This is a genomic window from Microcoleus sp. bin48.metabat.b7b8b9.023 (assembly GCF_013299185.1).
Taxonomy (GTDB): Bacteria; Cyanobacteriota; Cyanobacteriia; order Cyanobacteriales; family Microcoleaceae; genus Microcoleus.
In genome coordinates this window covers 230,571-257,315 of the sequence record NZ_JAAFKG010000002.1, presented here as the reverse complement: position 1 = coordinate 257,315, position 26,745 = coordinate 230,571, and the positions used below count along the sequence as shown (strand labels likewise).

General features: G+C 46.5%; 23 protein-coding genes. 5 read left to right on the top strand and 18 right to left on the bottom strand.

Annotated elements, in window-relative coordinates; all coding sequences use genetic code 11:
- Positions 1-612 precede the first annotated feature (612 nt).
- Positions 613-885: a hypothetical protein gene (locus tag QZW82_RS02305; protein WP_293143916.1), complete on the top strand. Its 273-nt coding sequence runs from the start codon at positions 613-615 to the stop codon at positions 883-885.
- Here the strand turns inward: QZW82_RS02305 and QZW82_RS02300 are convergent.
- Positions 857-3,025: a CBS domain-containing protein gene (locus QZW82_RS02300; protein ID WP_293143914.1), complete on the bottom strand. Its 2,169-nt coding sequence runs from the start codon at positions 3,023-3,025 to the stop codon at positions 857-859. The genes QZW82_RS02305 and QZW82_RS02300 overlap by 29 nt on opposite strands.
- Positions 3,026-3,276: 251 nt before the next feature.
- Between QZW82_RS02300 and QZW82_RS02295 the strand changes: the two genes are divergently transcribed.
- Entirely contained in the window at positions 3,277-5,838 is a 2,562-nt protein-coding gene (locus tag QZW82_RS02295; protein ID WP_293143911.1) for a PhoD-like phosphatase, read from the top strand.
- A 9-nt stretch (positions 5,839-5,847) separates the two neighbouring features.
- Here QZW82_RS02295 and QZW82_RS02290 read toward each other — a convergent pair whose 3' ends face one another.
- Positions 5,848-6,081 carry a hypothetical protein gene (locus QZW82_RS02290; protein ID WP_293143909.1) on the bottom strand — a complete coding sequence of 78 codons (234 nt, stop codon included), beginning with the start codon at positions 6,079-6,081 and terminating at the stop codon, positions 5,848-5,850.
- Between the two features lie 40 nt (positions 6,082-6,121).
- Here QZW82_RS02290 and QZW82_RS02285 point away from each other — a divergent pair, with 40 nt between their 5' ends.
- Positions 6,122-6,247: a hypothetical protein gene (locus tag QZW82_RS02285; RefSeq protein ID WP_293143906.1), complete on the top strand. Its 126-nt coding sequence runs from the start codon at positions 6,122-6,124 to the stop codon at positions 6,245-6,247.
- A 31-nt stretch (positions 6,248-6,278) separates the two neighbouring features.
- Here the strand turns inward: QZW82_RS02285 and QZW82_RS02280 are convergent, their stop codons facing one another.
- The 8 genes from QZW82_RS02280 to purS all read right to left on the bottom strand — a co-directional run bounded on the left by QZW82_RS02280 (position 6,279) and on the right by purS (position 14,812).
- Positions 6,279-6,626 (bottom strand): type II toxin-antitoxin system PemK/MazF family toxin, encoded by a 348-nt coding sequence (locus tag QZW82_RS02280; protein ID WP_293143903.1) that lies wholly within the window; start codon positions 6,624-6,626, stop codon positions 6,279-6,281.
- Positions 6,623-6,853 carry a hypothetical protein gene (locus tag QZW82_RS02275; protein WP_293143900.1) on the bottom strand — a complete coding sequence of 77 codons (231 nt, stop codon included), beginning with the start codon at positions 6,851-6,853 and terminating at the stop codon, positions 6,623-6,625. The genes QZW82_RS02280 and QZW82_RS02275 overlap by 4 nt, the downstream gene beginning before the upstream one ends.
- Before the next feature lie 53 nt (positions 6,854-6,906).
- Positions 6,907-7,065: a hypothetical protein gene (locus QZW82_RS02270; protein ID WP_293143897.1), complete on the bottom strand. Its 159-nt coding sequence runs from the start codon at positions 7,063-7,065 to the stop codon at positions 6,907-6,909.
- A gap of 146 nt (positions 7,066-7,211) precedes the next feature.
- Positions 7,212-9,986, bottom strand: a complete 2,775-nt coding sequence (locus QZW82_RS02265) for a tetratricopeptide repeat protein (protein ID WP_293143894.1) — start codon at positions 9,984-9,986, stop codon at positions 7,212-7,214.
- Positions 9,983-12,028 carry an ATP-binding protein gene (locus QZW82_RS02260; RefSeq protein WP_293143891.1) on the bottom strand — a complete coding sequence of 682 codons (2,046 nt, stop codon included), beginning with the start codon at positions 12,026-12,028 and terminating at the stop codon, positions 9,983-9,985. Before QZW82_RS02260 ends, QZW82_RS02265 begins: the two co-directional genes overlap by 4 nt.
- A 228-nt stretch (positions 12,029-12,256) precedes the next feature.
- Positions 12,257-13,060 (bottom strand): DUF4058 family protein, encoded by an 804-nt coding sequence (locus tag QZW82_RS02255; protein WP_293143888.1) that lies wholly within the window; start codon positions 13,058-13,060, stop codon positions 12,257-12,259.
- 462 nt (positions 13,061-13,522) lie between these two features.
- Positions 13,523-14,224: a phosphoribosylformylglycinamidine synthase subunit PurQ gene (purQ, locus tag QZW82_RS02250; RefSeq protein ID WP_293143885.1), complete on the bottom strand. Its 702-nt coding sequence runs from the start codon at positions 14,222-14,224 to the stop codon at positions 13,523-13,525.
- A 306-nt stretch (positions 14,225-14,530) separates the two neighbouring features.
- Positions 14,531-14,812, bottom strand: coding sequence for a phosphoribosylformylglycinamidine synthase subunit PurS (gene purS, locus QZW82_RS02245; protein ID WP_293143882.1), 282 nt, complete (start codon positions 14,810-14,812; stop codon positions 14,531-14,533).
- A gap of 140 nt (positions 14,813-14,952) precedes the next feature.
- Between purS and QZW82_RS02240 the strand changes: the two genes are divergently transcribed.
- Positions 14,953-15,345, top strand: coding sequence for a Fur family transcriptional regulator (locus QZW82_RS02240; protein WP_293143880.1), 393 nt, complete (start codon positions 14,953-14,955; stop codon positions 15,343-15,345).
- A 286-nt stretch (positions 15,346-15,631) separates the two neighbouring features.
- Here the strand turns inward: QZW82_RS02240 and QZW82_RS02235 are convergent, their stop codons facing one another.
- Together QZW82_RS02235 and QZW82_RS02230 are read right to left on the bottom strand one after the other, a co-directional pair.
- Complete coding sequence (locus QZW82_RS02235) at positions 15,632-16,600, bottom strand: SPFH domain-containing protein (RefSeq protein ID WP_293143875.1); 969 nt, start codon at positions 16,598-16,600, stop codon at positions 15,632-15,634.
- Between the two features lie 474 nt (positions 16,601-17,074).
- Positions 17,075-17,506, bottom strand: coding sequence for an NfeD family protein (locus tag QZW82_RS02230; RefSeq protein ID WP_293143872.1), 432 nt, complete (start codon positions 17,504-17,506; stop codon positions 17,075-17,077).
- A gap of 356 nt (positions 17,507-17,862) precedes the next feature.
- Here QZW82_RS02230 and QZW82_RS02225 point away from each other — a divergent pair, with 356 nt between their 5' ends.
- Positions 17,863-20,019, top strand: a complete 2,157-nt coding sequence (locus QZW82_RS02225; protein ID WP_293143869.1) for a protein phosphatase 2C domain-containing protein — start codon at positions 17,863-17,865, stop codon at positions 20,017-20,019.
- Between the two features lie 273 nt (positions 20,020-20,292).
- Here QZW82_RS02225 and QZW82_RS02220 read toward each other — a convergent pair whose 3' ends face one another.
- The 6 genes from QZW82_RS02220 to QZW82_RS02195 all read right to left on the bottom strand — a co-directional run bounded on the left by QZW82_RS02220 (position 20,293) and on the right by QZW82_RS02195 (position 26,452).
- Positions 20,293-21,381: an ABC transporter ATP-binding protein gene (locus QZW82_RS02220; RefSeq protein WP_293143866.1), complete on the bottom strand. Its 1,089-nt coding sequence runs from the start codon at positions 21,379-21,381 to the stop codon at positions 20,293-20,295.
- Positions 21,382-21,895: 514 nt separating this feature from the next.
- On the bottom strand, positions 21,896-22,954 hold the full coding sequence (locus QZW82_RS02215; RefSeq protein ID WP_293143863.1) for a spermidine/putrescine ABC transporter substrate-binding protein: 1,059 nt from the start codon (positions 22,952-22,954) through the stop codon (positions 21,896-21,898).
- 51 nt (positions 22,955-23,005) lie between these two features.
- A complete protein-coding gene (locus tag QZW82_RS02210) occupies positions 23,006-23,863 on the bottom strand; it encodes an ABC transporter permease (RefSeq protein WP_293143860.1) in 858 nt (285 codons plus the stop codon).
- A 110-nt stretch (positions 23,864-23,973) separates the two neighbouring features.
- A complete protein-coding gene (locus QZW82_RS02205) occupies positions 23,974-24,849 on the bottom strand; it encodes an ABC transporter permease (RefSeq protein ID WP_293143857.1) in 876 nt (291 codons plus the stop codon).
- 125 nt (positions 24,850-24,974) lie between these two features.
- Positions 24,975-25,691 (bottom strand): OmpA family protein, encoded by a 717-nt coding sequence (locus tag QZW82_RS02200; RefSeq protein ID WP_293143854.1) that lies wholly within the window; start codon positions 25,689-25,691, stop codon positions 24,975-24,977.
- Positions 25,692-25,852: 161 nt separating this feature from the next.
- Complete coding sequence (locus QZW82_RS02195) at positions 25,853-26,452, bottom strand: transposase (RefSeq protein ID WP_293143851.1); 600 nt, start codon at positions 26,450-26,452, stop codon at positions 25,853-25,855.
- Between the last annotated feature and the right edge of the window lie 293 nt (positions 26,453-26,745).

Genomic DNA, 26,745 nt, shown 5'->3' with positions numbered 1-26,745 from the left:
ATTTAAGTTTTAGAATACTTTCTTAATAAAAAGAGGTACAAAAACAAAACAAAAATTAACTTCTCAAATAATCTCGGTCTTTGGGTTTGGGGCTAGGATGGGTGCAGTTGATGGCTTGTGGGGTAAGTGGAGGGGGAACAAAGGCGCTAGTGGATGAGGCAAAGCGGAAAGTAAGTTGGGTTAATTGGGCCTGGGATGCCAAAATTAGACGATTTTGGATTTGAGATTTGAGATTTGAGATTAGGAAAGAGTGATTTTGCTTGGGTTTTGAGTGTTGTGTAAAAAATTGTGAATTTTTAGTAATTGAGCGACAGTTGTCAGTGGGCAGTGGGCAGTGGGCAGTGGGCAGTGGGCAGTGGGCAGTGGGCAGTGGGCAGTGGGCAGTGGGCAGTGGGCAGTTGACGCATCGGTGGCTAGAAATCCGGTTTCTGCGAGTTTTGCATTTTGTGACGAGAAATCTCCGAAGAAACCGGGTTTCACTCTTGGCGCAAGTGCGATCGCGCAATACAATTTTCAGTGGTTAGCGGTCAGTTTTTTGTAGTGCTGTGCTCGCTCCCATGCTGTGTAAAATCGTTTCCGGTTGTATCGGAATCATCTGTTTGGATGAAGTCAGTGCGATCGTCTCGCTCGCACGCTCATAATTCCGGTGCTGCCGGATTTGATATCAAGCACGCGATCGAGGACAGCACTGTTTTAAAAAAACATCTTTTTAAAGAGGGCCCGCCCGCACCATCCACCGCCCCTACAACTGTCAACTGTCAACTGTCAACTAAGAGGGCTCTCACGGGGGCACTGCCCCTACAACTGCCAACTGTCAACTGTCAACTGCCTTCTGTCAACTGTCAACTGTCAACTGTCAACTGTCAACTGTCACCTGCCTTCTGACGATCGGAATCTCGATCGCAAACTCAGTCCCCAGTCCAACTTCCGAAACGCACTCCAGCCGCCCCCCATGCTGTTCCACAACTAAATGATAGGAAATAGACAGTCCCAAGCCAGTACCCTTACCGACTGGTTTGGTAGTAAAAAACGGGTCAAATAGTTGCCGGCAAATCTCATCCGGTATGCCCCCGCCGTTGTCGGAAATGCGGATCGCTACAACATCGCCAACAACTTCAGTGCGAATTGTAATTGCGGGAATAGTCAATGGAGAACTAGGAATTAACGGCGGTGGATTTTTCGCCTTTCCCTTTCCCCATTGGCCCTTCTGGATTGCTTCATCCAAAGCATCAATAGCATTGGCGATAATATTCATAAACACTTGATTGATCTGACCTCCACAGCACTCGACGCTGGGCAAATTGCCGTATTCCTTAATAATTTGAATACCTGGATGTCCGCCTTGAGCTTTGAGCCTGTGCTGCAAAATCAATAAAGTGCTGTCGAGTCCCTCGTGAATGTCAACGAATTTGACGCTAGTTCGATCCGATCGCGAAAAATTTCGCATTGACAGGACTATTTGGCGGATGCGATCGGTGCCAACTTGCATCGAAGACACGATCTTAGATAAGTCTTCCACCAAAAAATCGATTTCCATATCTGCTGCTGCTTCCCTAATTTCCGAGACTGGTTCGGGATAGTGCTGCTGGTAAAGTTCTAATAGTTGAATTAATTCTTTGATGTAATGACTCGTGTGGGAAAGATTGCCGTAGATAAAATTAACCGGATTGTTAATTTCGTGGGCGATACCGGCAATCATTTGTCCCAAAGAAGACATTTTTTCGGTGTGGACTAATTGAGTTTGAGTTTGCTGCAATTTCCGCACTGTTTGCTCTAATTGCTCGGCTTGATTTTTCAAGCAGGTTTGCTTTTTCCGCAGCACTTCTTCTACTCGCTGGCGCTTAATAATATCCCGTCTTAATAATTTATTTGATTCTAAAAGTTGGGCGGTGCGCTCTTCAACTTGTTTTTTTAAGTCTTCGTGAGCTTGGTGCAGGGCTTCTTGGGCGCGCTGGCGCTCTAAAATTTCTTGCTGTAAAAGTTGGTTGGTTTTCTGCAATTGGGCGGCTCTATCGTCTACTGCTTGCTGCAAAAGCTCGATCGTCCCGTACATCTCAGATTGGTTGAAAACTTGCGGCAAACTTGTCAGAGAAACAACACCCAAAAGCTCTCCGTGACTGCCAACTACTACCAAACGGCAGACGCAATGGCGCTGCATTTCCTGGTGGGCGCGGAAGAGGGAATCGGTGGCAGATATGGAAAATAAAGGCGCACTCATGGCATCCGCCGCCAAGATTTCCGAGAGGTTTAATTCGAGGGCGTGAAACTGCACGATGTCGCGCTCGGTGACAATGCCGATCGGGATTTGATACTTTTCTATTGGTACGATCCGCTGTGGATGCTGAATTTGGTCTTCGATAATGACGACGCAGTGCGATCGATGTTTGACCATGAGCTGGGCTAATTCGAGGGCTGAGGCAGTCTTTGGCGCACAAATGACTTCTTTTGTCATGACATCTCCCGCACAGCGCAAATTTGCTAGCAAGTTCACTGGTTGTAGGGCTTCGTGAATGGCTTCGCGGGTGATGATGCCGACAAGTCGCGAGTCGTCATCGACTACGGGTAAGTGCCGGATCGAGTGCTGGCGCAAGGTGAATATAGCGGTGAAAATATCTTGAGACTCGGATTGTTTGAGGGTAATGGGCGAGTGAGTCATTACGTCAGCAATTGTCAGTCCGATCGCACAAGCTTCCATGGTACTTAGCTTGACGATATCCCGTTCTGTGAAAATGCCGATCGGGCGATCGTCCTCCACGACTATGACACAACTGCGCTTTGCCGGGATCTTAAGATTCTTTTGTTTTTCGCTACAAAGCTGACAGGAGACGCGCATCGGGTTCATGAGAGCCAATACTTCGGCGATCGGTGTTTCTGGAGCCACTGTCAGGGGATGGCGATCGATCGATCGATCTAAAGGTGATAGATCGATCGGTGCGCTGGTGGGTTCTACAGGGGCTGCTGGTGGTTTAATTGCGAGCTGGGGGACTGAATCTAAGAAATGTTGTAAATCTTGTTCTTGTAGCATAGTGATTATTAAATTTCCTTAATGAATTGTTACAATTTGGCGGACAGGAGTTGACAGACTTAGCATTAATTAAGTGGAACAAGGAACCGAGAAACGGATACCGTGCCACGTAGTCCTATAGTGGTGAACTCCAAATTTGAGATCCTAGTTCAAGCTTCCAGATTGATATATGGAGGAAATCTAAAATCTCAAATCGGCTGACAGATACTTTGCCAAAAACCCGTTATTTAATTTTTATTTGTTTAATTCCTATGTCGTGGACACCATTAAATCATCGAATTCATCATTTGCCACTGATTCTTGCAGGCCCGATTTTGCGCCGAGTTGAAACTGGGGGCGTAACAGTTTGGCTGGCTTTGAAAGCACCCCGTCAAGTCGAACTCAAGGTTTATGCGACTGAGGGGGGCACCGGTGAAATTGTCGGTACGCCGTTGCTGCAAGGTGCTAGTTCTACTGTGCGGCTTGGCAAATACCTGCACGTAGCGGCCGTGACTGCTAAACCAATCGACAGAGATATCTTGACATCCGGGCAAGTTTATGCTTATGACATTGAGTTTGCGGGGAGTCGCGAGTCGCCGTCGGTGGGAGTCCCAGAAAATGAGCAGGAAAATCTCCTTTCTTGTCTGTGGCCGACTGCTGCTGATTTGTCAGTTTTGGGGCCACAGACGATCGGTTATTTCGCTCACGGGTTGCCGACTTTTGCCCTGCCACCGAGGGATTTAAACTATTTGCGTATAGTGCACGGTTCTTGTCGCAAGCCCCACGGAGACGGCAGAGATGCGCTGCCAATCTTGGATAATTCGATCGAACAGTTTGCAGGTATGGCAAATTTCCGGCCCCACCAACTGTTTTTAACGGGTGACCAAATTTACGGCGATGACGTTGCCGATGCGATGCTGTGGGCCTTGACTGACGCTGGCGATACACTATTGGGCTGGGAAGAGAATCTGCCCCTGATGAATGATGCCCAAATAAAAAAGAATTTGTGTACCAGTATACCTAAGAAATCGGAAAAGAAAAATGTAATTCGTCAAGAGAGGGAAACTTTCAGAGAATCGCCAATTCAGCAAGCGTCTGATGCTGAGTCTGAATACAAAAAACCAATTGAGTTAAAGCCGGGGACTCGCAGCGATATTGCTAGAGATTTTGGCGGTTTTACGGCGATGTTGGTGAATAAACCGGATAAGGCTAAAAGTCACTTGTTTGGTTTGGGCGAATATTGCGCGATGTATTTGTTAGTTTGGTCTCCTGTGCTGTGGTGCGATAGTTTTCCCAAGGGTAAGGATATTTGTCAAGATTCTAAGCAGGCAAAAGTCTGGGATAGAGAAGTTGTAGAACTTGACGGTTTTTGTCGCAATTTGTGGCGAGTCAGGCGGGCGCTGGCTAATATTCCTACTTATATGATTTGCGACGATCATGATGTTAGCGATGATTGCTATTTGAATCGGGAGTGGTGTTATCGGGTATTGGGTAAGCCGCTGGGCCGCCTGGTGGTGCAGAATGCTTTGCTGGCTTATGCTGTGTTTCAGGCTTGGGGAAATACCCCCGCACAGTTTGAGGATGGAAGAGTAGGAGATAAGTTATTAAAAGCTACTAAAAAGTGGTCGGATTCGGCGGGGACTGATGTTAGTGTCTGGGATGAGGCTGCTAGGTATTTGGGGATTCCGGCGGTTGATAATGAAACTAATTTGCCGAAATTTAAGTTAGATGATGATGTTTTGATTTTGGATCGGGATGATGAGGTTTTAAGTTGGCATTTTACTGTGAGAAGTTTTAAGCACGAGGTGATTGTGCTCGATACGCGGACTTGGCGGGGCTATCCACTGGAAAATGCGATCGATCCGCCGATGCTTTTGACTCACAAAGGTTTTGAGGAGCAAATTCAGCAGCCTTTGCGGGAGACTGAGTTGCTGAATAAAACTGGGGAATTTGCGATCGAAGCGACGCTGGTTGTGGTGCCGACAAATTTGGTGGGTTTGTGGATTATCGATGCGGTGCAAAGGCGGGATGTGGAACAGGGCAAGGTTTTTAATACCGATGCGGGGGATGCTTGGAATTTTCATGAGTTGGCTTTTGTGAAGCTGTTGTCGGAGTTTTTTAAGCAGCGCGATCGGGTGATTGTTTTGACGGGGGATATTCACTATGCTGGTGCTGTGCGGTTGAGTTATTGGTCGGATTGTCATTTTGGCGATTCTCGCCCTGAGATTGAGCGTTTGTCGCCTGCATCTGGGGTGAATGGAGAGATGAAAATTGGGAGTCAAAGATTGTCTGTGTTGGCGCAGTTAACGGCTAGTGCTTTTATTAATGAGGAGTGGACAACTCATGTAATTCATACTAAGATTAAGTCGCTGTTTGCCGAGCGATCGCACGAACGTTTGGGATGGAATGAGCCGCTGGAGTTGGTGAAGATTCCGAGACGCGGCAGGAAGAAGGCTGTGGCTGCTGCTGTGAGGGATAGGCAATCTTTGCCTGATTGGGGTTATCGAGTTGACTGGATGAAGCGGCAAAGATCTCGGCTGTTTTTGCAGCATGAAGGCGGTAATATGTCAAGTATATTGCCTAAAAATAAACTGTTATTAGTGTTGCGTCGTTTGTGGGATTTGATAGCGTTGTTGTGGCGGAATCGGTGGCTGCAAGAGGGTGATGAGATTGTGGGTTATGGCAATATGGCGATCGTCAGTTTTGAGTGGCCGGCTGATGCTGATGGGGAGAAGGCGGTGATTCAAAGTGTTTATTGGCGGCCGCTTTGGGCACCGGATAGTGTGGTTTACAGTCAGTATTTTGTGTCGTTGGGTTTGGATGGGGATGATTAGATTTCCGGTTTATTGAACCGGGCGGTTGGAAACCGGGCGGTTGGAATCCCGGCGGTTGGAAACCGGGCGGTTGGAAACCGGGCGGTTGGAAACCGGGCGGTTGGAAACCCGGCGGTTGGAATCCCGGCGGTTGGAATCCCGGCGGTTGGAATCCCGGCGGTTGGAAACCGCGGCTACACAGACAAAACCCGCCTCCGCGGGTTGAAGAGTTCGTAGCGTAGCGGGGTGTAAGCCATCGCACATTTATCTCAAATTGGATGTTTCTTAGTCCGCGGAGGCGGACATGGTTTGTGTAGACGCGGTTTCCAACCGCCGGGTTTTTAACCGCCTCCGATTTCAAATTCGATCGCACATTTATCTCAAATTCGAGGCGATCGAACTCGGCGGTCAAATCTACAAACATTGCTAAACCTTCGTCATCTACTTGCAACCGAAAGTTTTCAAGGTAAGTAACCCAAGGTAAATAATACGATATTTTCTAATTGTACCAATATATCTGGATTAACTTCACCAATTTTATTTCGCAATCTTGTTCGATCTAAAACTCGCAGTTGATGGCATAATGCAACAGAATCTTGAGCTAATCCTCCTTCACCGCCGGGAATTAGAACGCAGGAAGGAAGAGAGGCACGGCGCAGATTTGTGGTGAGAGGAATACTGATGACAGTGGTGGTATATCTAGAAATAGTATCGTTTTGAAAAATAATTGTAGGACGCACGCCAGCCTGTTCGGAACCTTCTGTAGGATCGAGGTTGGCAATCCAGATTTCACCTCGTCTAATTGTCATACCAAATCCTCATGTTTGAGGAGGTCTGCATATTCGCTGATTCCGAGTTCTGCAAGTTGTCGGTCTTCTTCTGCAAATTCGCTGTATAGTGCAGCTAAGTTAGTTTCATCGATCGCAGGAATAGTAACTAATCTGGCACGGAATTTCAGAAAAGCAATAAATTCAAATACTTGTTTGAGTTGTTCTCGATCGAGCTTTTCTAACTCTTGTTGGATTAACTCTTTCATGACAGTTGTTTTTGGTGGGATTTTTTTATATTATAGCCGATCGCACATTTCCCTCAAATTCGATCGCCCATCCATCCAAAAATGCGATCGCCCATCCACTCAAAAATGCGATCGCCCATCCATCCAAAAATGCGATCGCCCATCCACCCAAAAATGCGATCGCCCAGACCCCAGAAACCGGGTTTTTTCCGAAATACTACGTTACAACGCATAGATTTGGGCAAAAACCCGGTTTCTTGGCTGAGTGGCGTGGCCCAGGCCCCAGAAACCGGGTTTTTTCCAAAGATAAATGATTCTAGTCCAGAAATTCGATAAAAACCCGGTTTCTTTGTCGGAGTCCCTAAGCCCTGAAAAACCCTTATCCCAACAACAACTCCTGAAACCGCACATCACCCCGAATCCCATCAAAATCCGCATCAGTTTTCGCTAACTCTCGAAATCTTTCCGGTTCCAATTCAATCGCGCGCCGCAAATTTTCCAGCGCTAACCCCACCTGATTCTGCAAGGCAAAATATCCAGCTTTATTATAATAAGCACTAGCATAATTTGGATCTAGTTCTAAAATTTTATCCCAATCAGTCATTGCTTCGTCAGAACGACCTAACTTTAGTAAAACGTAAGCTCGACAATCCAAGATATAAGGATCGTCAGGCTGCAATTCTAAAGTGCGATCGTAACTGGATATTGCCTCTTCAGCGCGTCCATTTTTTGGCAGAACTAGCCTGCTCCTCTTCCAGAAATAAGGGTTATTTGTCTGTATTTTAATGGCTAAATCGAGACAGTAAATAGCTTGCTCGTATCGTTCTAACTCGAATAGCGCCTCAGATGTTTCAAACCAAAACTCGCAGTCAGCAGGCTGAATATTAATGGCAAAGTCCCAATTTTCGCGCGCCGCTTCTTGACTGCCACACTTCATCAGTGCAAAGCCCCGACAAAACCAAAAATCTCGGTCTTTCCTTGCTATTTCTCTGGCTTTGTCGAGACTGGCAACAGCTTCTGCATAGCGATCCAACTCATACAAAACCTTGCCTTGTTCCCACCAAACAATCAGCGCATCTGGCCTTATTTCTGCAACTTCAGTGAGTTTTGCTAGGGCTGCTTCATATTGCCCTTGTTTCGCCAGCGCCAAACCACTGTAAAACAAAGAAACGGGATTATTTAGCCCAGCAGCATCGCCCAAATCGCCCCTTCCCTCCAAGCGCAGGAAATGCACCCGGCCAGACGCATCGCCCGCTACAACTGTTACTCCATCAGGCGAAATTGCACAGCAATGGAAGCTACCATCTCCGCTAAAACTAGCTATCTCCTTGCCAGTAAGCAGATCCCAGATTTTCAGGGTGTTATCATCTGATGCGGAAATCGCGGTTTTTCCGTCGGGTGCGATCGCCACTGCTGTTACCGAGTTAGTATGACCCGTGAGGGTTCTGACTTCGGTGCCACTCTTGATGTCCCAGATTTTCAGGGTTTTATCCCCTGATGCGGAAATCGCCGTTTTGCCGTCAGGTGCGATCGCCACTGCTGTTACCCAGTTAGTATGACCGGTGAGGGTTATAACTTCGGTGCCACTCTTGATGTCCCAGATTTTCAGGGTTTTATCCCCTGATGCGGAAATCGCGGTTTTGCCGTCGGGTGCGATCGCTACTGCTCTTACCGATTCAGTATGACCCGTGAGGATGCTAACTTCGGTGCCACTCTTGATGTCCCTGATTGTCAGGGTTTTATCAACTGATGGGGAAATCGCGGTTTTGCCGTCGGGTGCGATCGCCCCTCTTACCCAGTAACTATGACCCACGAGGGTTCTAACTTCGGTGCCACTCTTGATGTCCCAGATTTTCTGGGTGCGATCCCATGAAGCAGAAATCGCGGTTTTGCCGTGGGGTGCGATCGCCACTGCTGTGACCGAGTTAGTGTGACCCGTGAGGGTTCTAACTTCGGTGCCACTCTTGATGTCCCAGATTTTCAGCGTTTTATCCCCTGATGCGGAAATCGCGGTTTTGCCGTCAGGTGCGATCGCCACTGCTGTTACCGAGTTAGTATGACCCGTGAGGGTTCTAACTTCGGTGCCACTCTTGATGTCCCAGATTTTTAGGGTGTTATCATCGGAAGCGGAAATCGCTATTTTACCGTCAGGTGCGATCGCCACTGCTCTTACCGAGTCAGTATGACCCGTGAGGGTTCTAACTTCGGTGCCACTCTTGATGTCCCAGATTTTTAGGGTGTTATCATCGGAAGCGGAAATCGCCGTTTTGCCGTCGGGTACGATCGCCACTGCATATACCGAGTCAGTATGACCGGTGAGGGTTCTAACTTCGGTGCCACTCTTGATGTCCCAGATTTTCAGGGTTTTATCCCATGAAGCAGAAATCGCTATCTTGCCGTCGGATGCGATCGCCACTGCTTTTACCCAGTCAGTATGACCGGTGAGAGTTTTCAGTTGGATGCCGCTGTCTGTATCCCAAATTTTCAGGGTGTTATCGAAATATGAAGCGGAAATCGCCGTTTTGCTATCGGGTGCGATCGCCACTGCTGTTACCGAGTCAGTATGACCTGTGAGGGTTCTAACTTCGGTGCCACTGTCAATGTCCCAGATTTTCAGGGTGTTATCCCTTGAACCGGAAATCGCGGTTTTTCCGTCGGGTGCGATCGCCACTGCTCTTACCTCGTCAGTATGACCGACAAGAGTCCGCAATGCCCCTTCATTTGCCCGCTCTAAATTAGCCTTCAAAGGCCGCAACCAAACACTATCTTTCCACTGCTTTGCCTGTTCCAGCATCGCCTGAATCTGGGGCATTTCAAAATCCAGCAACCTCCCCAACAAATGCCCAGCCAATTGAGTTTTATCCTTCTCCAAAACGTGCGCCGACTTGCGAATCGCCCCTTGAATCAATTTCAGCGTTTGCCTTTGCTCCTGGCCCAACAACACATCAGTATTTCTCGCCAAATCGAAATCCTCAATTAACGCTTGCACCCCCAACAAATCCAACTTCGCCTCAATAAAACCAAAATCAGTCACCCAACGATAATAACGATCTAACTCTCCCGAAGTTTCCACAAAATCCCTGGGTTGATACTTCAAAAAATATTCTCTATCCGATCGACTTTGCTGCGACAACCACACACCCAAATCGCTCATAACGGCGCTCCTTTTAACCTGTTATCCATACCTTGGCGGTTGAGTTTTTCAACATCAATCCCCGCAGATTGCACCGTTTCATCTTGTGCCAAAAAGTCGCGAAAACTGTTGTGATAGATGCTGTAGCGAATTTCGCCGTCAACTTGCTGCTGCCGCAAAAACGACTCCCATTTCCTCAACACCTGCTGCACTTGAAAATCCGTTTCCCCTACCGATTTCGCAATCCAGCCGCGAGAAACAGCTTCCCGCGCTTTCGAGACGACATAGATAATCTTAACCTTCATCTCCAGCAGCGGATCGTCTTCCCGCCCCATCATTTGCATCCAATGCTTCCCATAATATCCTGTCAACTCCCGTGGCAAATCTTGCAAAGCAATATCCCCGTACTCGCCGCTTTCGATATCATTCAGCACGTAGCGGAGATACATAAAATTGTTCTGGCTTTGTTCTGCCACCGCCGCTACAAAATCTTGCTGAGTCAAATTATGATCGACAATCCAATTCTGAATTGATGCGCTGTTGGCGATGCGTTTGGCAATATAAGCCTGAGAATCTTCCAGACTTTCTGCATCGTACTCCATCAAATTAAACACCTGATGCTTGACCGGCATCGGCAAAGATTCCCGCCGCTTGGAAACAATAAAATAAACGTTCTCCGGCAAAACTTCCGGCAAATACAGAACGTTGCTATCTTTGGTTTGCGAAGTGCGATCGACTTCATCGAGAGCATCCACCACAAAAATCAACTTTTTGCCGCCCCATTTAGCGCTAGCTTCTCCCAATAACCGCCCTAAAAAATTGCCATTAGCCGTCGCATTTTCCGGCAGTTGCGGATACTTATTCTGAAGCTTGCAGCCTTGGATTAACTGAAGGCAAGCATTTTCTAAAAAAGTTTTAGCCTCAATAATTCCGTCCGATCGCGAGTTAAAATGAGTAATGCAGCGCCGTCGCAAACTCAGCACCAAAGCTGCCATAATCGAACTTTTCCCAACCCCCGGATCGGCTTCTAAAACAAAATAGCCTTTCTGATTATTCTGCAAAAAATCTCTAATAGCTTCAAATACAAATTTGCGCCCGGTAAAATCTTGAATTCTGTCTTTAATAATCGTCTCCGACTCCAAAGGAATCGGCAAACTCGGCGCCGCAGTATCGACAAATCTTGCCATCAACTCCCGATTTTGCGCCAACTGAGCCCGAATTACAATTTCGATCGCACTCAGCCGCGCCATGACTTCGCAAATTTGCTCCCGCGTTGCCAAAGCCTCCAACTTTTGAAAAACTTCCCCATTTTGCAGTCCCAAATTTTTAAGTTCCGCCACAGTTTCCCGATGCAAAGTCAACTGCATTCCCGCAAATTGTCTGCCGCCAGTTTCCGCATCTTGTTTCAGCACTTCGCGAAACGCTTTCGGAAAAGATTCGTGCAGTTTTTGGGCCGCCTCGGCGATAAGTTCGGGATGCAAATTTTTCTGTTCTGATGCTGCAAAATCCGTTAAAAAATCTTGCCAATCTCGCACAGTCAATCCCGTAACTTCTACAAATCGATCCGGCTCTGGCGAAAAAATCTTAGCAAGTTGGTCGTCAGTAAAATGTAAAGCAGCGGAACTGTCAGTTGCAGCATCAATTTTTACCCAGTAATCGACTGTTTTCTTAGCTAGGAATTTGAAATCGCTTTCGGGATAAGGTAGATTATTGCGTTCGGCAATCGCAATTATTTCATCAGATTCAGCAACTTTTTCTAAGAGACGGCTAATAGCTTCTCCAACAGCCGCAGTCAAATCGCCATTTTTAAGAATATCGTCATTTTTTCCGACTCGCTGCGCCAACTTGTTACCCAATTCACCCGCCGTAATATTGCCAACAATACTAGCCGCAATAGTTGCCAAAACGCCAACCCCGAACACTCCTACAGGGCCGCCAAGCATCGGTGCGGCCATCCCTGCTGCGGGGCCGCCCAAGAGGGCGCTGGAAAGGCACTGGCCTACAGCGTATACGGCACTACATCCGATCAGCCGAGCTTTGGTACTTGCAATATTAATTGCCATAGAAAATATTTATGAGTAATATCAAATTCCATTGATTTGTTATTATATAATGTAAATTATTGTAATTGCTGGTTTTAGGAATAAAAATTCTCTAAAATCGATAGTTCTGTCAACTCGCCCCAGCCAGGAATTAGGACTTATGCAATCTTTAGGCTTTTCTTAAGGCTTGAGATGCTTCGCCTCACTGGTGAATGACAGAATTAGGTTGTTGTGGCCCCTGGACTGAAATTAATGCTCTTGAACTGCTCTTTCTTGCAAAAGTTGGCTTGCCCAAACCTGCTCTTCTTCCGATAGAGGCGGTACGGGTTCTCGATCGTAGTCGATGCGATAGTCATAGCCGGCGCGATCGTAAATACCTGCAAATATTTCTGGTAAATTAAGAATTGGTTCTACATCTTCCTCGCGCAAGGGAAGCGGAAATATAGGCAAAGAATCGCGGAGATTGAAAGCATAAAGTTCGGCAAACGGACGGCGATTGCTGGGACTGACTAAAATCCGATAATCGCTTTGAATGGAATTGTTAAGGATGGGCATAGATTCCCATTTTCGCAGCAAGTCAATTTCCACTAAATTGGTTAAGCTACCTAAAATACTCTGGCGTTTTTTGAGATAAGTAATTCTGCCTTCTCCACTACGTTTGTTGACTGGAGAAAGGATTTCAATTGCGGTGACAACTTGTTTCGTTGTCATTTCTCGCACTTCTAGATAAGTTTGTGTAATTTTTTTAGTAGTTGGCACTTTGACAGTAGTCGGAAGTGTGACGGTTAAAGTGGCAACTGAACCAGTAGGAATATTGGGGTTATTAGATTGACGCTTAATCGCGACATCGGGGATACCGACTAAAAGGGAGTCGCCGTTACTATCATTTGGATCCGTAATTTCATAGATGCGTTTGTCAATTGCTACCTCATATTTAGGACGAATTTGAGGCATGATGGTATCAGCGATCGCGACAATCAATCGATTGTGAGTTTCCTGCCAGAAATCGGGGTGTTCTAAGTACGGATCCATTCCAGGAAATGGTGAAGGCATAGGACTTTTTTCCGATGTATTGATTTTGAATTCATTTTAGCATTTTTATTTTTTTGGGTGCGTTGCTTGAAAGCGAGGCAGAGCAAGAGAGATTTGGGCTCCCGGGCTGGAGCCTGGGAACCGGTTATTAACGCAGGGTTTCGACGCTTCGAGGTTCAGCCAGCGTAGTCGATGGGCAATCACCAGGGTTAAGAAGGACTAAAGTCCTCACTACGAACCGGTTAAGAAGGACTAAAGTCCTCACTACGAACCGGTTAAGAAGGACTAAAGTCCTCACTACGAACCGGTTAAGAAGGACTAAAGTCCTCACTACGAACCGGTTAAAAAGGACTAAAGTCCTCACTACGAACCGGTTAAGAAGGACTAAGGTCCTCACTACGAACCGGTTAAGAAGGACTAAAGTCCTCACTACGAACCGGTTAAGAAGGACTAAAGTCCTCACTACGAACCGGGAAATATCAACTACAAAACAGCAGCAACTGTTGCCATCAGCAACCCTTGAAACAATTTCATTCCATCAGTTTCGCCCAACATCGGATCGGAAGCCCTCTCAGGATGCGGCATCATTCCTAACACATTGCCCGCGCGATTGCAAATGCCGGCAATGTTATTTAACGAGCCGTTGGGATTTCCCGCAGTGTTAATTTCGCCGGCACTTGTACAGTAGCGAAATAACACTTGATCGTGTTCTTCTAGTTCTGCCAAAGTATCGGCATCCGCGTAATAGTTGCCTTCCCCGTGGGCGATCGGCAAATCGATGATTTCACCCGAAGTATAGGCGGAAGTCCACGGCGTATTACCGCGTTCAACTTTCAACGAAGTGCGATCGCAAATAAAATGCAATCCCGCATTCCGCACCAGAGCACCGGGGAGCAAACCGGCTTCAGTCAACACCTGAAAACCGTTGCAGATGCCGAGTACAAGCTTTCCTTGTTTCGCGTGTTCCGCCGTAGCCTGCATCGCTGGAGAAAAACGGGCGATCGCACCGCACCGCAAATAATCTCCGTAACTGAAACCGCCGGGAATTACAATGATGTCAATATCCGAAATATCGGTATCTTCGTGCCAAATCATTCGCGTCGGTTGGTGCAGCAACCCTTGAGTTACCCACACCACGTCGCGATCGCAATTTGAACCCGGAAAAACAATAACTCCAAATTTCATAAGCAGAAGGAAGTTCGGCAACGGATTTTGTAACGGATGTAACGGATGGAAATCAGAAGCCTGAAGCGTCAACTTCAGACTGAAATCGTCTGTGTTTCTTGCTTGTATCGAAGTCTAGATCCCCCTCGCATCCCCCTTCAGAATGGGGACTTTGAGTGTTCCGAGTTTTCGTGTTTTTAACAGAGACTTTGAATGCTCTTGTCTCCGCTTTTTAAGGCAGACTTTGAGAACTCTCTTGTCCCCCCCTTACCAAGGGGGGTTAGGGGGGTCTCCGGGTTGAAAAACACACCCTACGGTCGATCGCACTTAAGCCACAGTCTCGACAGCAACAGGAATTTCAGTCAACTCAACCCGATAGTTTTCAATCACTGGATTGGCCAAAAGTTGGTCGCAAATGCGATCGAGTTGTTCGCGCGCGGAGGACTCACCAGCAGCAGTTAGCGTCAATTCAACGTACTTCCCGATCCGCACGCGATCGACATTGTCGTATCCCATGTGTTGCAAACCAGACTGTACAGCAGTGCCGGCCGGGTCTAAAACCGAAGGGCGGAGGGTAACATAGATTTGGGCAAAATATTTTTGAGTCACAGCAATGTGTAGGTGATGCGAAATTTACGGCCACCTCATTCTACAACGCGGGCGGGAAGCCGATCGCCCTTTGCTGACCCTAATTAAGCTAGCCTAGAAACAGGGACAAATTTGATTCCAGCAGACTACACCACAAAATTATGAGAACTAACCGCACCCGCAGTCAGGAGCGTATTTTACACTTGCTCAAGCACTTGAATCGATCGCTCTCAGCGCAAGATATCTACTTAGAACTGCGTAACAGCGACCACAGCATGGGCTTAGCAACAGTTTACCGCTCCCTCGACGGTTTAAAGCGGGAGGGCTTCGTGCAAGTCAGAACGCTTGCTAGTGGCGAATCTCTCTACGGTGCCGCCCACCAAGACCAACATCACCTTACTTGTCTCGAATGCGGTGCGTCTATTACGATCGACGAATGCCCCGTCCATCACCTAGAAAGCCAATTACAACAATCTCATTCTTTCAAAATTTATTATCATACTTTGGAATTTTTTGGATTGTGCGATCGATGTACTCTCGCTCAAGAATCTTAAAGAAGGAAAAAGGAAGAAAGCCTGACTGTAATTGTCGTAAGGGCGGGTTTACCAACAATATCTAACAGCTAGCAACAATCTAAATAAACCCGCCCCCCACCACGGATAATATACATCAACCTTTATTTTTATTAAATGCCAAAAATTTACGCGAGGATTTACCGTGGGGCGGGGGCGGGTTTGAGAGATTGTTAATTATTGGCAGTTATTGTTGGTGGAACCCGCCCCTTGTATCTACGAACACCGTGTAAATAGATATCTATCGCTCGCAACAATATCTTTTAGACTAGCTTTTCACCTCATTATTACTGGCTTCCCCAACGATCGATCGCAATCCTTCCATCGTAGCCGGGATAGTACGCGGATCCATAAACATCACCTTGCTGCTATCGCTGCTGCCAATTTTTAAGCCCATATCTAAATAGTTCTGAGCTAACAAAAACTGCAAAGCTTCGCGGGACTTGGGGTCATTTTGTAGAGTTTTACCGATAATTTGTAAAGCCTCAGAAGTAGCTTGAGCTTTCAAAACCTGGCTTTGGCGTTCTGCTTGCGCTCTCAGCACGATCGCCTTTTGTTGAGCTTCTGCTTCCAAAATTGTCGCTTTTTGGCGCGCTTCCGCATCCAAAACCTGCGCTTCGGCTTTACCTTTGGCGCTGTTAACTGCCGACTCGCGTTCGCCCTCGGATGTCAGAATTGCGGCTCGTTTTCGGCGATCGGCTGCCATCTGCAATTCCATCGATTCCTGTACAGTTTTAGAAGGGATAATATCGCGCAATTCCACCCGCGTTACTTTCACTCCCCAAGGATCGGTAACAATATCTAAATCTCTGAGCAAGATTTCATTAATTTGAGAACGAGCCGTAAAGGTTTGTTCGAGGTCGAGTTGACCCATTTCGGCGCGAATTTGAGTCAGCACCATATTCACCATTGCTGACTGAAGATTTTCGACTTTGTAACAGGCTTTTTCCAAGTCCACAATCCGCCAGTAAACTACAGCATCAACGGTGAATGAAACGTTGTCGCGGGTGATACAAGCTTGGGGGGGAATGTCTAAGACTTTTTCGCGGATGGTTTGTTCGTAAACAACGCGATCGAGAAACGGTGTTACAAAATTCAAACCAGGTTCGAGTTTCTTGCCGCTATATTTACCTAAAGTTTCTACCAGGGCTTCATTTCCCTGATTGATAATCTTGACGGAACCTGCGATCGCCGATCCGCCCAGTGCTAAAAATACGAGTAAAAAAAATTGTTCCACGGTAGCCTCCTATAAATCTTGACTGTTAAATGTTATAGCCTTTCGAGCTCCCATATGAGGTACTCATGGGCGAAGCGAAGCGGAGGGATGGGGCATGGGGCATGGGGCATGGGGCATGGGGCATGGGGCATGGGGCATAGGGCATGGGGCATACCTCACTTTTTTGATAACCGCTATATCTAAAAACTACTGACAACTGACAACTAACTACTGACAACTGACAACTAACTACTGACAACTAAATACTGACAACTGATACCATTTTTCTGTGAAGCTGCATAGAATATATCCTTGACAGGAAAGGATTTCAGGCTGACCATTCTGTGCAGCGACCTACACAATTGGTATGACAACTAACTACTGACTACTAACTACTAACTACTAACTACTAACTACTAACTACTAACTACTAACTACTAACTACTAACTACTAACTACTAACTACTAACTACTAACTACTAATTTCGCATTTTTTTAGGAATGCAGCAAATGTTCTGGTAAAACGATCAGAGTAGTGCCTTTCCTGCCGACGACTATCACGTTTTGGTTGGGGGGGATGGCGGTAGAAGCGTCTTCGCAGCGAGCTTGCCAAGAATTCCCCTCATAAATCACTCGCCCCGATTCTCCTGGGGGAATTTCTGTTAAAGTTTTAGCTTCGTCAGAATCTGCGATCGCCCATGCCTTGCCTTTTGGTATCAATCGCCGGGACAGCAGCACAAAAACTGTCGAAAATACCATCCACAGGAATATTTGTAAATTAACGTAAGGTAAAACCAGAGAGCATCCAGCGACGGCGAAGGCACTCAGTCCCAGGATAAAAGCAACAAAAGCAGTGGGGAGAAATAGCTCTGCCAAACAGAGCAAAGCCCCAACTAGCAACCAAAGGAGCGTGGGAGTCCAGATCATAAAAAATTGGTGATACTATGAAATATCTTAGATTTGAAATTTGAGATGTAACAATTGCGAACAACTGAGTTTGCAAGGGTTTGCGACTTGCTAGCCCTTGGAGAGCGAAAAATCGCGTCGCAGTAACAGGTTGAGCCTGCAACCACCGGGCTGCAAGTTCGATCGCACTCAAACTCAGAGTTTGAGTAGCTTAAATTACAATTTTAGCCGGTGGACACCGGCAGCAACTACAATTTCTCGTGCCCCAAAGGCAGTTAAGAAATTGATAGGGGCTAAAATCAGTTTATTCTCAAGTTCCTGAATTTGAGCGTGGCAATCATATATCTTCAGAATGTTTTTACACAAACTATTTCGATATGATCAGTAGTTTCTCCGAACCGATTTATTGCCCGAATCTGAGCTGTTCCGATCCCGGCAATAGCTTTGGCAGCCAAAAGTGTGCAGCTTGCGAAACCGATTTAATTTATCGCTATTTGTGGGCGGTGGGCCCCACAGTCGAGGAAGTGCCCGCGGGTAAGGTAATCGCCGATCGATATTTTGTCATTGCACCCCAAATCTGGCTCGACAGCCGTCCGTCTATTCCTCCTAGCGTCCCCGAACAACTGCCGGTGCACATCATGCCTTACCTGCATTTGTATCCCCAGCGGCTGCATACGCCCGAAGTATACGGCTTTTGTTCGCTCGGGGAAGCAGCAGAAGCCACAGAGGTGCTGTTGTTGGAAAATGTGCCGGTCAATAATTTCGGTAGCCTGTATCCTTCTATTCTACAAGCTTGGGCTCAGACAAGTGCCACGCGCCAAGTTTACTGGTTGTGGCAAATGCTCCAACTGTGGGCGCCGCTTTCGGAACAAGGAGTCGCTGCGAGTTTGCTGGTACCGGAAAATTTGCGCGTGGAAGGTTGGCGGGTGCGTCTGGTGGAACTGCATCGAGGTAATTTTGTACCGACGCTGAAGGATTTGGGAGATGTGTGGTCTGGTTTGGTGGACTCGGCGCAGCCTGAGGTACAGTCGAAACTCGGAGAGATTTGTCTGTTTATGCGCCGCAGCAGCATGAATTTAGATGCGATCGCCCTGGAACTTAACGATTTACTATTAGAACAAGCTGCTAAATTGCCCCTGCATTTAGAAGTAGTCGGCATCACCGATACCGGGCCGCAGCGCTCCCAAAATGAAGATAGTTGCTATCCGACTGCTGCTGATTTTCAATCGATAAAAAGTGCCGGAAATGACAAACTAATTCCTTACTTGACAATGGTTTGCGACGGGGTTGGAGGCCACGAAGGAGGAGAAGTTGCCAGTCAGTTAGCCGTGCAATCGCTGAAAGCTTTAATCCAAAATTTGCTCGCCGAAATCGCCGAACAAGAAGAGTTGATGGCGCCAGCAATGGTCATCAAACAACTCGAAGAAATAGTGAAAGTTGTGAATAATGTGATTTCCGCTCAAAATAACGAGCAAGGAAAAGAGTTGCGGGAGCGCATGGGAACCACTTTGGTGATGGCCCTCCAGTTGCCTCAAAAAGTGAAAGTTTCCCAGGATGTACCCGCGAATAACAGTCACGAACTTTATTTGGTCAATGTTGGAGACAGCCGCGCCTATTGGATTGGCAACAATTACTGTCAGCGGCTAACTGTGGACGACGATGTAGCGTCTAGGGAAGTCCACCTAGGACACAGTTTATACTGGGAGACTCAATTGCGATCGGATGCCGGAGCCCTGACTCAAGCTTTGGGGACGCGGGACGGCGATTTTCTGCGCCCGACGATTCAACGATTTATTGTCGAAGAGGAAGGCTTGCTGCTGCTGTGCTCCGACGGTTTGAGCGATAACGACTGGGTAGAGCAATCTTGGCAGAATTACGGCCCAGAGGTACTTGAGGGCAAAATGTCCTTGGAAGCCGCTGCTCAGTCTTGGGTTCGCCTCGCCAACGAGAAAAATGGTTACGACAACACCTCTGTAGTGGTGACTTACTGTCGGATGTCACCGGAGAGAGTCGTACTGTTCGATACGGCTTCCGCACCGTCGGCGTCGCCGTCGATATCGCTACCCATGTCACCCTCCGTGTCGCTACCCATGTCACCCTCGGTGTCAGGCTCGGTATCCCTCCAAAAAACGGGGAGGATGCCAGAATCTCAACTTTCTGAATCGTCGAAACAGTTGCTGTACCCCGAAACTGCCTCCGCCTCGGAACCAGTTGAAAAACAGAAGCCGAAGCGTTTGGGGCCGCTGCTGGGACTGTTGGTGCTGATGCTAGTCTTCGCGGGTTTAGGTTTGTGGGTGCGGAGCCTCCAAAACCAGAACCCGGATCCCGAACAACTGCCGCCACCGCCGGAAACTACCGCCCCAACTCCTGCGGATATTCCCTCGCCCGGTGCCGAGAGTCCCTCGCCCGGTGCCGAGAGTCCCTCGCCCTCCCCAGAATCGAGTCCTGCGGAGATTCCCGCGCCGTCGCCAGAATCAACAACTCCTCCGGAAATTCCCACGCCTTCCCCCTCGCCGGAAATTCCCGCACCTTAAAAGTTGGCTAGTTTGGGAATTTGTTGTGCATAACTATAGCGGTTCTGAGAAAGATGAGGTACGTTGTTGGGCTTGGGCCCTCTTGATCGACATCTTCGATGGATGATTTTTTGACTTTTATTAATCGGAACTTCCCCGATATGGAGAAGTTCCATTAATAAGTAAGGTTCGTAGTGTGGACTTTAGTCCGCAGAAATTGATGCGGACTAAAGTCCACACTACGAACGGTTTTTGTTATGGTAATCGACTGTCGTGTCTTCCTTCTTCCTGTCACTATAAAATACAGATACTTTCCGGTGGCACGGAGACTCGAACGCTGTCGCCAATTTTGTGCCGCTGCAAGTCATCTCTGTGCAAGTTTTGTCGGCGAAGGGCGATCGAGCTTTTAGCAGTCAGGCGCACCGTATAGCGCGTGTCAGTGCCAATATAAATCGCCTCTTCAACTACTCCCGGCCAGCTATGCTCAGCATCATAATTAGCCGGATAAATAGTGGCTTTTTCCGGCCGCAACACCAGAGTAACAACTTTCCCAGCCGGCAAATCTTCTGCTGTCGCAACTAACACGGGCAACTGCTGGTCAACCAACACCGTTATTTTACCATGTTGCTTTTCCACTACTCGCCCGGTCAAAAAATTGCTGTCCCCAATAAAATCAGCCACAAACCGCGTTTTAGGATATTCATAAATCTCAACAGGCGTCCCGACTTGTTGCAGTTTTCCTCCCTCCATCACAGCAATTCTGTCCGACATCGCGAGCGCTTCTTCTTGGTCGTGAGTTACATAAATAAACGTAATTCCCAACAGTCTCTGCATCTTTTTTAATTCTAATTGCATCTCTTTTCGCAACTTCAAATCCAGGGCTCCTAAGGGTTCATCCAACAGCAAAACAGAAGGCTCTTTAACCAACGCCCTCGCCAACGCTACTCGCTGCTGCTGCCCTCCCGACAGTTGGCGGGGATAGCGTTTTTCTACATCCGTTAACTGTACTAATGCTAAAGCTGCCACGACGCGATCGCGAATTGTTTGGGGAGGCAAATTCTCCATTTCCAAGCCAAATGCAGCATTTTGTGCTACTGTCATGTGCGGAAATAAAGCATAATTTTGAAATACCGTATTCACTGGGCGGTGAAATGGCGGGCGATGTCGCATCGGTTGACCGTGAATGTAAATTTCGCCCGCTGTGGGCATTTCAAAACCCGCAATCATTCGCAAAGTTGTAGTTTTGCCGCAGCCGGAAGGGCCGAGCAAAGAAAAGAATTCGCGATCTTTAATTTGCAGGTTGATATTGTCTACAGCCAAGAAATCTTGACTGCGGGCACTTTTAAATACTTTGGAAATGTCTATAATTTCGACGGCGTGCATTCTGATCTATCCTAGTAGTTATTGTAGGGTGCGGAGCGGGCTGAATATTTTGACGAGATACTCAATAATTTTCCCCCGCTCCGCACCCTACAGTTAGTTACTCGCTATTGTGTATAATTTAATTTTTAGTTATTGTAGGGTGCGGAGCGGGCTGAATGTTTTGACGAGATACTCAATAATTTTCCCCCTGATACCAATGTTATATGAATTTGCATTTTGCATAGAATCCGATCGCCCTTAACAAGGCAGAGCGGTTTTATTGTCGTTACACAAATTAGGTATGTAGTTGCGCTTGAGCGCTATACGCTTATATCAGGAAAGAGCGCTTTCATCGCAACTACGTACCTTGGCCCAGTTATTATAGGGTGCGTCAGCGCTGAATATTTTGACGAGATACTCAATAATTTTCCCCCGCTCCGCACCCTACATTTCGTTAGTTACTCGCTTTCTACTCGTTACCATGCTCTTCCTTGGAACCAGTTAAGTTTGACCTGGTTGTTGGCACGACGAATGCTTACTTTCCTGCTCCTGCTTTAACTTCCGTCGAAGCTCGATCGTACAATGCGGTTGCTTTCCCGACATCCTGCAAGAATTTCATCTTACCAAAAATTTCAGCCGGTGGATAAATTTGGGGATTTTTCAAATCTTTCGGGTCAATTAAACCTTTGTCTATTGCTGCTTTATTCGGCGAGCCATAGTGGGTAAAATTAGAAATTGTCGCACCTACTTCTGGCTGCAAAATAAAGTTAATAAATTTCTCAGCTAACTCTTTGTGCGGTGCACCTTTGGGAATTGCCATGTTGTCAGAAAAGACAATTGTGCCTTCTTTGGGAATAGCGTAGCGGAGATTTGGATTCTCTTTCATCACCTGAAAAATATCGCCGCTCCATTCCATTGTCAGGTTGACTTCTCCTTGATCGAGCAGAGTTTGACCCGTGTCGGGGACAAAAGCGGCAATCATATTTTTATTTTTAATCAGCAAGTCGCGGGCTTTGTTAATTTCTTCGGGATTAGTTGTATTTGGGTCAAATCCTAAATACATTAAAACCACTGCAAAAGTGTATCGGGCATCATCTTGCCATGCTATTTTTCCAGTATATTTAGGATCGAACATCGCCCCCCAACTGTTAATCTCGTCCTTGGTTGCTTTGATGTTGTAGCCAATTCCCATTGTTCCCCACTGATAGGGCAATGAATATTTATTGCCAGGGTCAAATGTTTGGTTTAGCCATTTTGAATCGAGATTATTTTTGTTAACAATTTTTGCAGGATCTAGCGGTTCAAGTATATTCTCGGCTGCCATGATTCTGACCATGTAATCGGCGGGAAATATGACATCATAACCGGGATTTCCCTGTTTGAGTTTGGCGTAGAGTGCGTCGCTGTTCTCGAAAGTGTCGTATTGAATTTTAACATTGTTCTCTTTCTCGAATTGGGCGATCGCTTCGGGAGCGATATAAGTTGCATAATTGTAAATGCTGAGGACTTGCTGGTTGCTGCCTGTGCGGCTGCATCCGAAAACCATCGTTGCACTCATCACAAACAAAAGTAAGAAAGTCAGCAGGCGTTTCATGGGTTTTGTTGGTTGTAGGCAAAGTTAATTATGACACATAAAGCAAGTTTTTTAACTTCTTTTAACTCTTAGCGACGATACAACCAGCAATAAAGAAGCTAGCAACATCAAAGTTGAGATGGCATTAATTGCTGGCGTCACTGCAAATTTTATCATGCCGTAAACCAATAGCGGGAGCGTCATCGAACCGACACCGGTGGTAAAGAATGTCACGACAAAATCGTCCAGCGACAAAGTAAAAGCCAGCAGTGCTGCGCTGAAAATAGCGGGCAAAATTAGAGGGAGAGTAATCCGCCAAAAAGTCCGCCACTCGTTAGCACCCAAGTCAAAGGCTGCTTGTTCTAATTGAGGATCGAGTTCCGCCAAACGCGCCCTGACGGTAATCGTTACGAATGAAATATTAAAGACAACGTGACCGATAATTACTGTAGGTAAGCCGAGATTGAGGCGGATTCCCGTGAGATTTTCTACGATCCGAAATGCTAGGGTAAAGAAAACTAGCAGCGAAATGCCGATCGTAATTTCGGGCATAATAATCGGCAAAAACAGCAAAGCTTCTACTGCTTTGCGTCCCGGAAAATGAAAGCGTTCAAGCGCTAGCGCGAGCATGGTACCGAAAATAGTCGCTAAAGCTGTCGAAATAGCTGCAATTAGCAAGCTATTGCTAAGTGCTGGCAAAATTCCGGCACTGCTGCTGGTAGCAAGACTCACGCCTGCATTGCTAAACAAGCTGCCGTACCAATCGAGGGTAAAACCGCGCCAAACTGCGTTAAATTTGGAGCTGTTAAACGAGTAAATAATTAAGATGAGAATTGGCAAGTAGAGAAAGGCAAATGCTAGGGAAGCTTGTACCCAAAGCCACTTTTTGGCGATCGCCCGAACAAATAAATCTAGTTTTATTTTAGTCATCAGTCATTAGGTAGGGGCGGTGGATGGTGCGTGCCCGCCCTCTTAGTAGTCAATAGTCATTGGTCATTAGCTCATCTTAACCTAAATGTAAGGCGCGCAGTACACACCACTTATTCCGTTTCGTCGGAGACGCGGAAGTAAATTAAAACAGGAACTAATATTATTACCGTCAACAGCATAGAAAGCGCCGAACCAAAAGGCCAATCCCGAGATTTCATAAACTGATTTTGAATCAAATTTCCCACCATAATTGTTTTAGCTCCGCCCAATATATCGGGTGTAATGAAAGCGCCGACTGCGGGAACAAACACGAGGATAGAACCCGCCACAATGCCGCGAGTTGTCAATGGCAAAAATACGCGCCAAAAAGTGCGAATATCATTTGCTCCTAAATCTTGAGCTGCTTCAACCAATGAGAAATTAAAGCGTTCTATGCTAGAATATAAAGGCAGAACCATGAAAGGTAAATAGCCGTAAATCAGACCGATCGCCACAGCGAAAGGCGTAAACAGCAAGTTTAACGGTTCGGTAATTATTTGCAGGTTTTGCAGGGCTGTGTTCACTACTCCTTCGCTCCGCAGCAGAATGATCCAGGCGTAGGTTCTCACTAAAAAGTTAGTCCAAAATGGAATAATTATCAGCAAAAGCAAGGCATTTCGCCAGCGGGGAGGACGGGTGGCGATGAAAAATGCTAGGGGATAGCCGACTAACAAACAAGCCGCGGTTGTCAAAAAAGCCAAAAAGAGCGATCGACCAATTACCCCTAAAAAAACCCAGCTAAACAAACGCTGGTAGTTGCTGAGAGTAAATACCCAAGTAATCCCGCCGTAAGTACCGCGCTCTAAGAAACTGTACAACAGTACAATTAGCACCGGGAGAATGAAGAAAACGATTAGCCATGCACTTGCGGGAAATAATAGCAGCAACAGGTTATACAGTTTTCTATGTTCGATGTTCGATGTTCGATTGGGAAAGAGCGATTTCATAAGGGTGTCTGGCTACCCGTGCGTATAGGACTAATAATCCCACACATTTTATATCAAATCCGCAGGTCAAGCCGCAGCATTTATCTAGGGGTAGAATTCGGGCTTTTGCCTTCGGGCGAGGGTAATTAGCGGTTTAGGTCAACATTTAAGTTTTCGCGGCGGAATTGGAAGCGGAAAACGACTTTGCGATCGCCCGCGGCATTTTGAGTCTGATTCGCGTCTAATTCTCCCCGTCCCGAAACTAATACTTTTTGCTCCAGTTGAGCTTTTTTAGGAAAAGTAACCTCATTGGAAAACATATAATTAGAAACAGCTAAAGCCCTTCGCAAACTCAGTTCCAGATTTTTTGAATCGGAACCTGCGGAACTTGTATGTCCTTCGATGACAACGCGAGCAATTTGTTTTTCAAACTGTTTGTTAGCAAAAAGCACTTGGCTGTAAATGGGAATGAAGGCTTGCAAAAACTTTTTTCCTTCGGGTTTGAGGACGGAACTGTTATTATCAAACAAAATGCGATCGCGAATGCTGACATCTCCGGTTCCGGGGTCAACCGTAAAAATATCTTTGTCTCCAACTTTCCCCTCTAAAGCATTGACAATAATTTGCGGTAGTCCTTCAAAAGCCTTTTGATATTGCTGCAATTCCTGTCGCAGTTTTTCCACCTGAAGGATTTTCTCATCGAGCATTTTCGCCTTGGCGCTGAGTTGAATTTGGACGGTGATGAACAGGAGCGCGAATAACATCAACAAGCCGGACATTAAATCGCCGATCGACAGCAGTACGCTGGAATCTTCCTCTTCTTCTATTTCGGGTACATTGTCTAAATCTGATATATTTCTCATTTTTGCACTGTTAATTAGTTTGTAGTGAGGAATGCGAGTCCTCTCGCATTAAAGTTAATTAGTTTGTAGTGAGGAATGCGAGTCCTCTCGCATTAAAAGGACTCGCATTCCTTACTACGAACGTTTGTAGTGAGGAATGCGAGTCCTCAACCTATATATTTCTAAATATTATCCCAAGCGTGACCATAGTCTCTAACAGGATATTGAGTCCACAAATGACGCAGCCATTCCCGTCCATAATATTTTAAATACCAGTGAATACTACTTTGCTCGTAATCATAAGGAGACTTTACCCATAGGTGTTTGACAGGATTGTTGTGGATATAATTCAGCGTTGTATAGTAATGGCGTTCCGAACGAATAGCTCTATCACTGTAACTATACCAAACTGTTCGACCACCTGTAGCTCCATCTTCAAGATTCCATTGACGAGAGGTTGCGCCATGAACCGAATGAAATAATTTACTTAAGTCGTTAAAGTTCGTAACCTGCACCAAAAGATGATAGTGATTGGGTAATACAACCCATGCTAGTATTTCCATACCTTTAGTTACAAATGCCTCAAATAGCCGATCTAGGAGTTGCTGGCGGCGGGATGTATCTACCATGTAATACTTATGTTCGTAACAAGTGGCTGTCAGCAGGTAAAAAGTGCGATCGCGTATTAAATGTGGTGGTCTGTGGGGTGGATAGCCTTTGGCTAAGCGTTGTCGAACTAATTCAGCACGTTGTTCTGGTGTCAGCGTCCGGTACTCGTACATGATATTTTGATTTTAAATTTTGTAGTAAGGACTTGAGTCCTCATTATAAATATAACTTTCCCAGGTTCGTAGTGAGGACTTCAGTCCTTCTTCTTGCGGACTAAAGTCCTCACTACAAACCTTAATCTGAGGTTCGTAGTGAGGACTTCAGTCCTTCTTTTTGCGGACTAAAGTCCTCACTACAAACCTTAATCTGAGGTTCGTAGTCAGGACTTCAGTCCTTCTTTTTGCGGACTAAAGTCCTCACTACAAACCTCACTTCCTGGTTTGTAGTCAGGACTTCAGTCCTTCTT

What these genes read in the sequence shown, in the direction of transcription:
- QZW82_RS02300 (WP_293143914.1), bottom strand. Translation starts at nt 3,025, where the DNA reads ATGCTACAAGAACAAGATTTACAACATTTCTTAGATTCAGTCCCCCAG.
- QZW82_RS02295 (WP_293143911.1), top strand. Translation starts at nt 3,277, where the DNA reads ATGTCGTGGACACCATTAAATCATCGAATTCATCATTTGCCACTGATT.
- QZW82_RS02290 (WP_293143909.1), bottom strand. Translation starts at nt 6,081, where the DNA reads ATGTGCGATGGCTTACACCCCGCTACGCTACGAACTCTTCAACCCGCG.
- QZW82_RS02285 (WP_293143906.1), top strand. Translation starts at nt 6,122, where the DNA reads ATGGTTTGTGTAGACGCGGTTTCCAACCGCCGGGTTTTTAACCGCCTC.
- QZW82_RS02280 (WP_293143903.1), bottom strand. Translation starts at nt 6,626, where the DNA reads ATGACAATTAGACGAGGTGAAATCTGGATTGCCAACCTCGATCCTACA.
- QZW82_RS02275 (WP_293143900.1), bottom strand. Translation starts at nt 6,853, where the DNA reads ATGAAAGAGTTAATCCAACAAGAGTTAGAAAAGCTCGATCGAGAACAA.
- QZW82_RS02270 (WP_293143897.1), bottom strand. Translation starts at nt 7,065, where the DNA reads ATGCGTTGTAACGTAGTATTTCGGAAAAAACCCGGTTTCTGGGGTCTG.
- QZW82_RS02265 (WP_293143894.1), bottom strand. Translation starts at nt 9,986, where the DNA reads ATGAGCGATTTGGGTGTGTGGTTGTCGCAGCAAAGTCGATCGGATAGA.
- QZW82_RS02260 (WP_293143891.1), bottom strand. Translation starts at nt 12,028, where the DNA reads ATGGCAATTAATATTGCAAGTACCAAAGCTCGGCTGATCGGATGTAGT.
- QZW82_RS02255 (WP_293143888.1), bottom strand. Translation starts at nt 13,060, where the DNA reads ATGCCTTCACCATTTCCTGGAATGGATCCGTACTTAGAACACCCCGAT.
- purQ (WP_293143885.1), bottom strand. Translation starts at nt 14,224, where the DNA reads ATGAAATTTGGAGTTATTGTTTTTCCGGGTTCAAATTGCGATCGCGAC.
- QZW82_RS02240 (WP_293143880.1), top strand. Translation starts at nt 14,953, where the DNA reads ATGAGAACTAACCGCACCCGCAGTCAGGAGCGTATTTTACACTTGCTC.
- QZW82_RS02230 (WP_293143872.1), bottom strand. Translation starts at nt 17,506, where the DNA reads ATGATCTGGACTCCCACGCTCCTTTGGTTGCTAGTTGGGGCTTTGCTC.
- QZW82_RS02225 (WP_293143869.1), top strand. Translation starts at nt 17,863, where the DNA reads ATGATCAGTAGTTTCTCCGAACCGATTTATTGCCCGAATCTGAGCTGT.
- QZW82_RS02220 (WP_293143866.1), bottom strand. Translation starts at nt 21,381, where the DNA reads ATGCACGCCGTCGAAATTATAGACATTTCCAAAGTATTTAAAAGTGCC.
- QZW82_RS02215 (WP_293143863.1), bottom strand. Translation starts at nt 22,954, where the DNA reads ATGAAACGCCTGCTGACTTTCTTACTTTTGTTTGTGATGAGTGCAACG.
- QZW82_RS02210 (WP_293143860.1), bottom strand. Translation starts at nt 23,863, where the DNA reads ATGACTAAAATAAAACTAGATTTATTTGTTCGGGCGATCGCCAAAAAG.
- QZW82_RS02205 (WP_293143857.1), bottom strand. Translation starts at nt 24,849, where the DNA reads ATGAAATCGCTCTTTCCCAATCGAACATCGAACATCGAACATAGAAAA.
- QZW82_RS02200 (WP_293143854.1), bottom strand. Translation starts at nt 25,691, where the DNA reads ATGAGAAATATATCAGATTTAGACAATGTACCCGAAATAGAAGAAGAG.
- QZW82_RS02195 (WP_293143851.1), bottom strand. Translation starts at nt 26,452, where the DNA reads ATGTACGAGTACCGGACGCTGACACCAGAACAACGTGCTGAATTAGTT.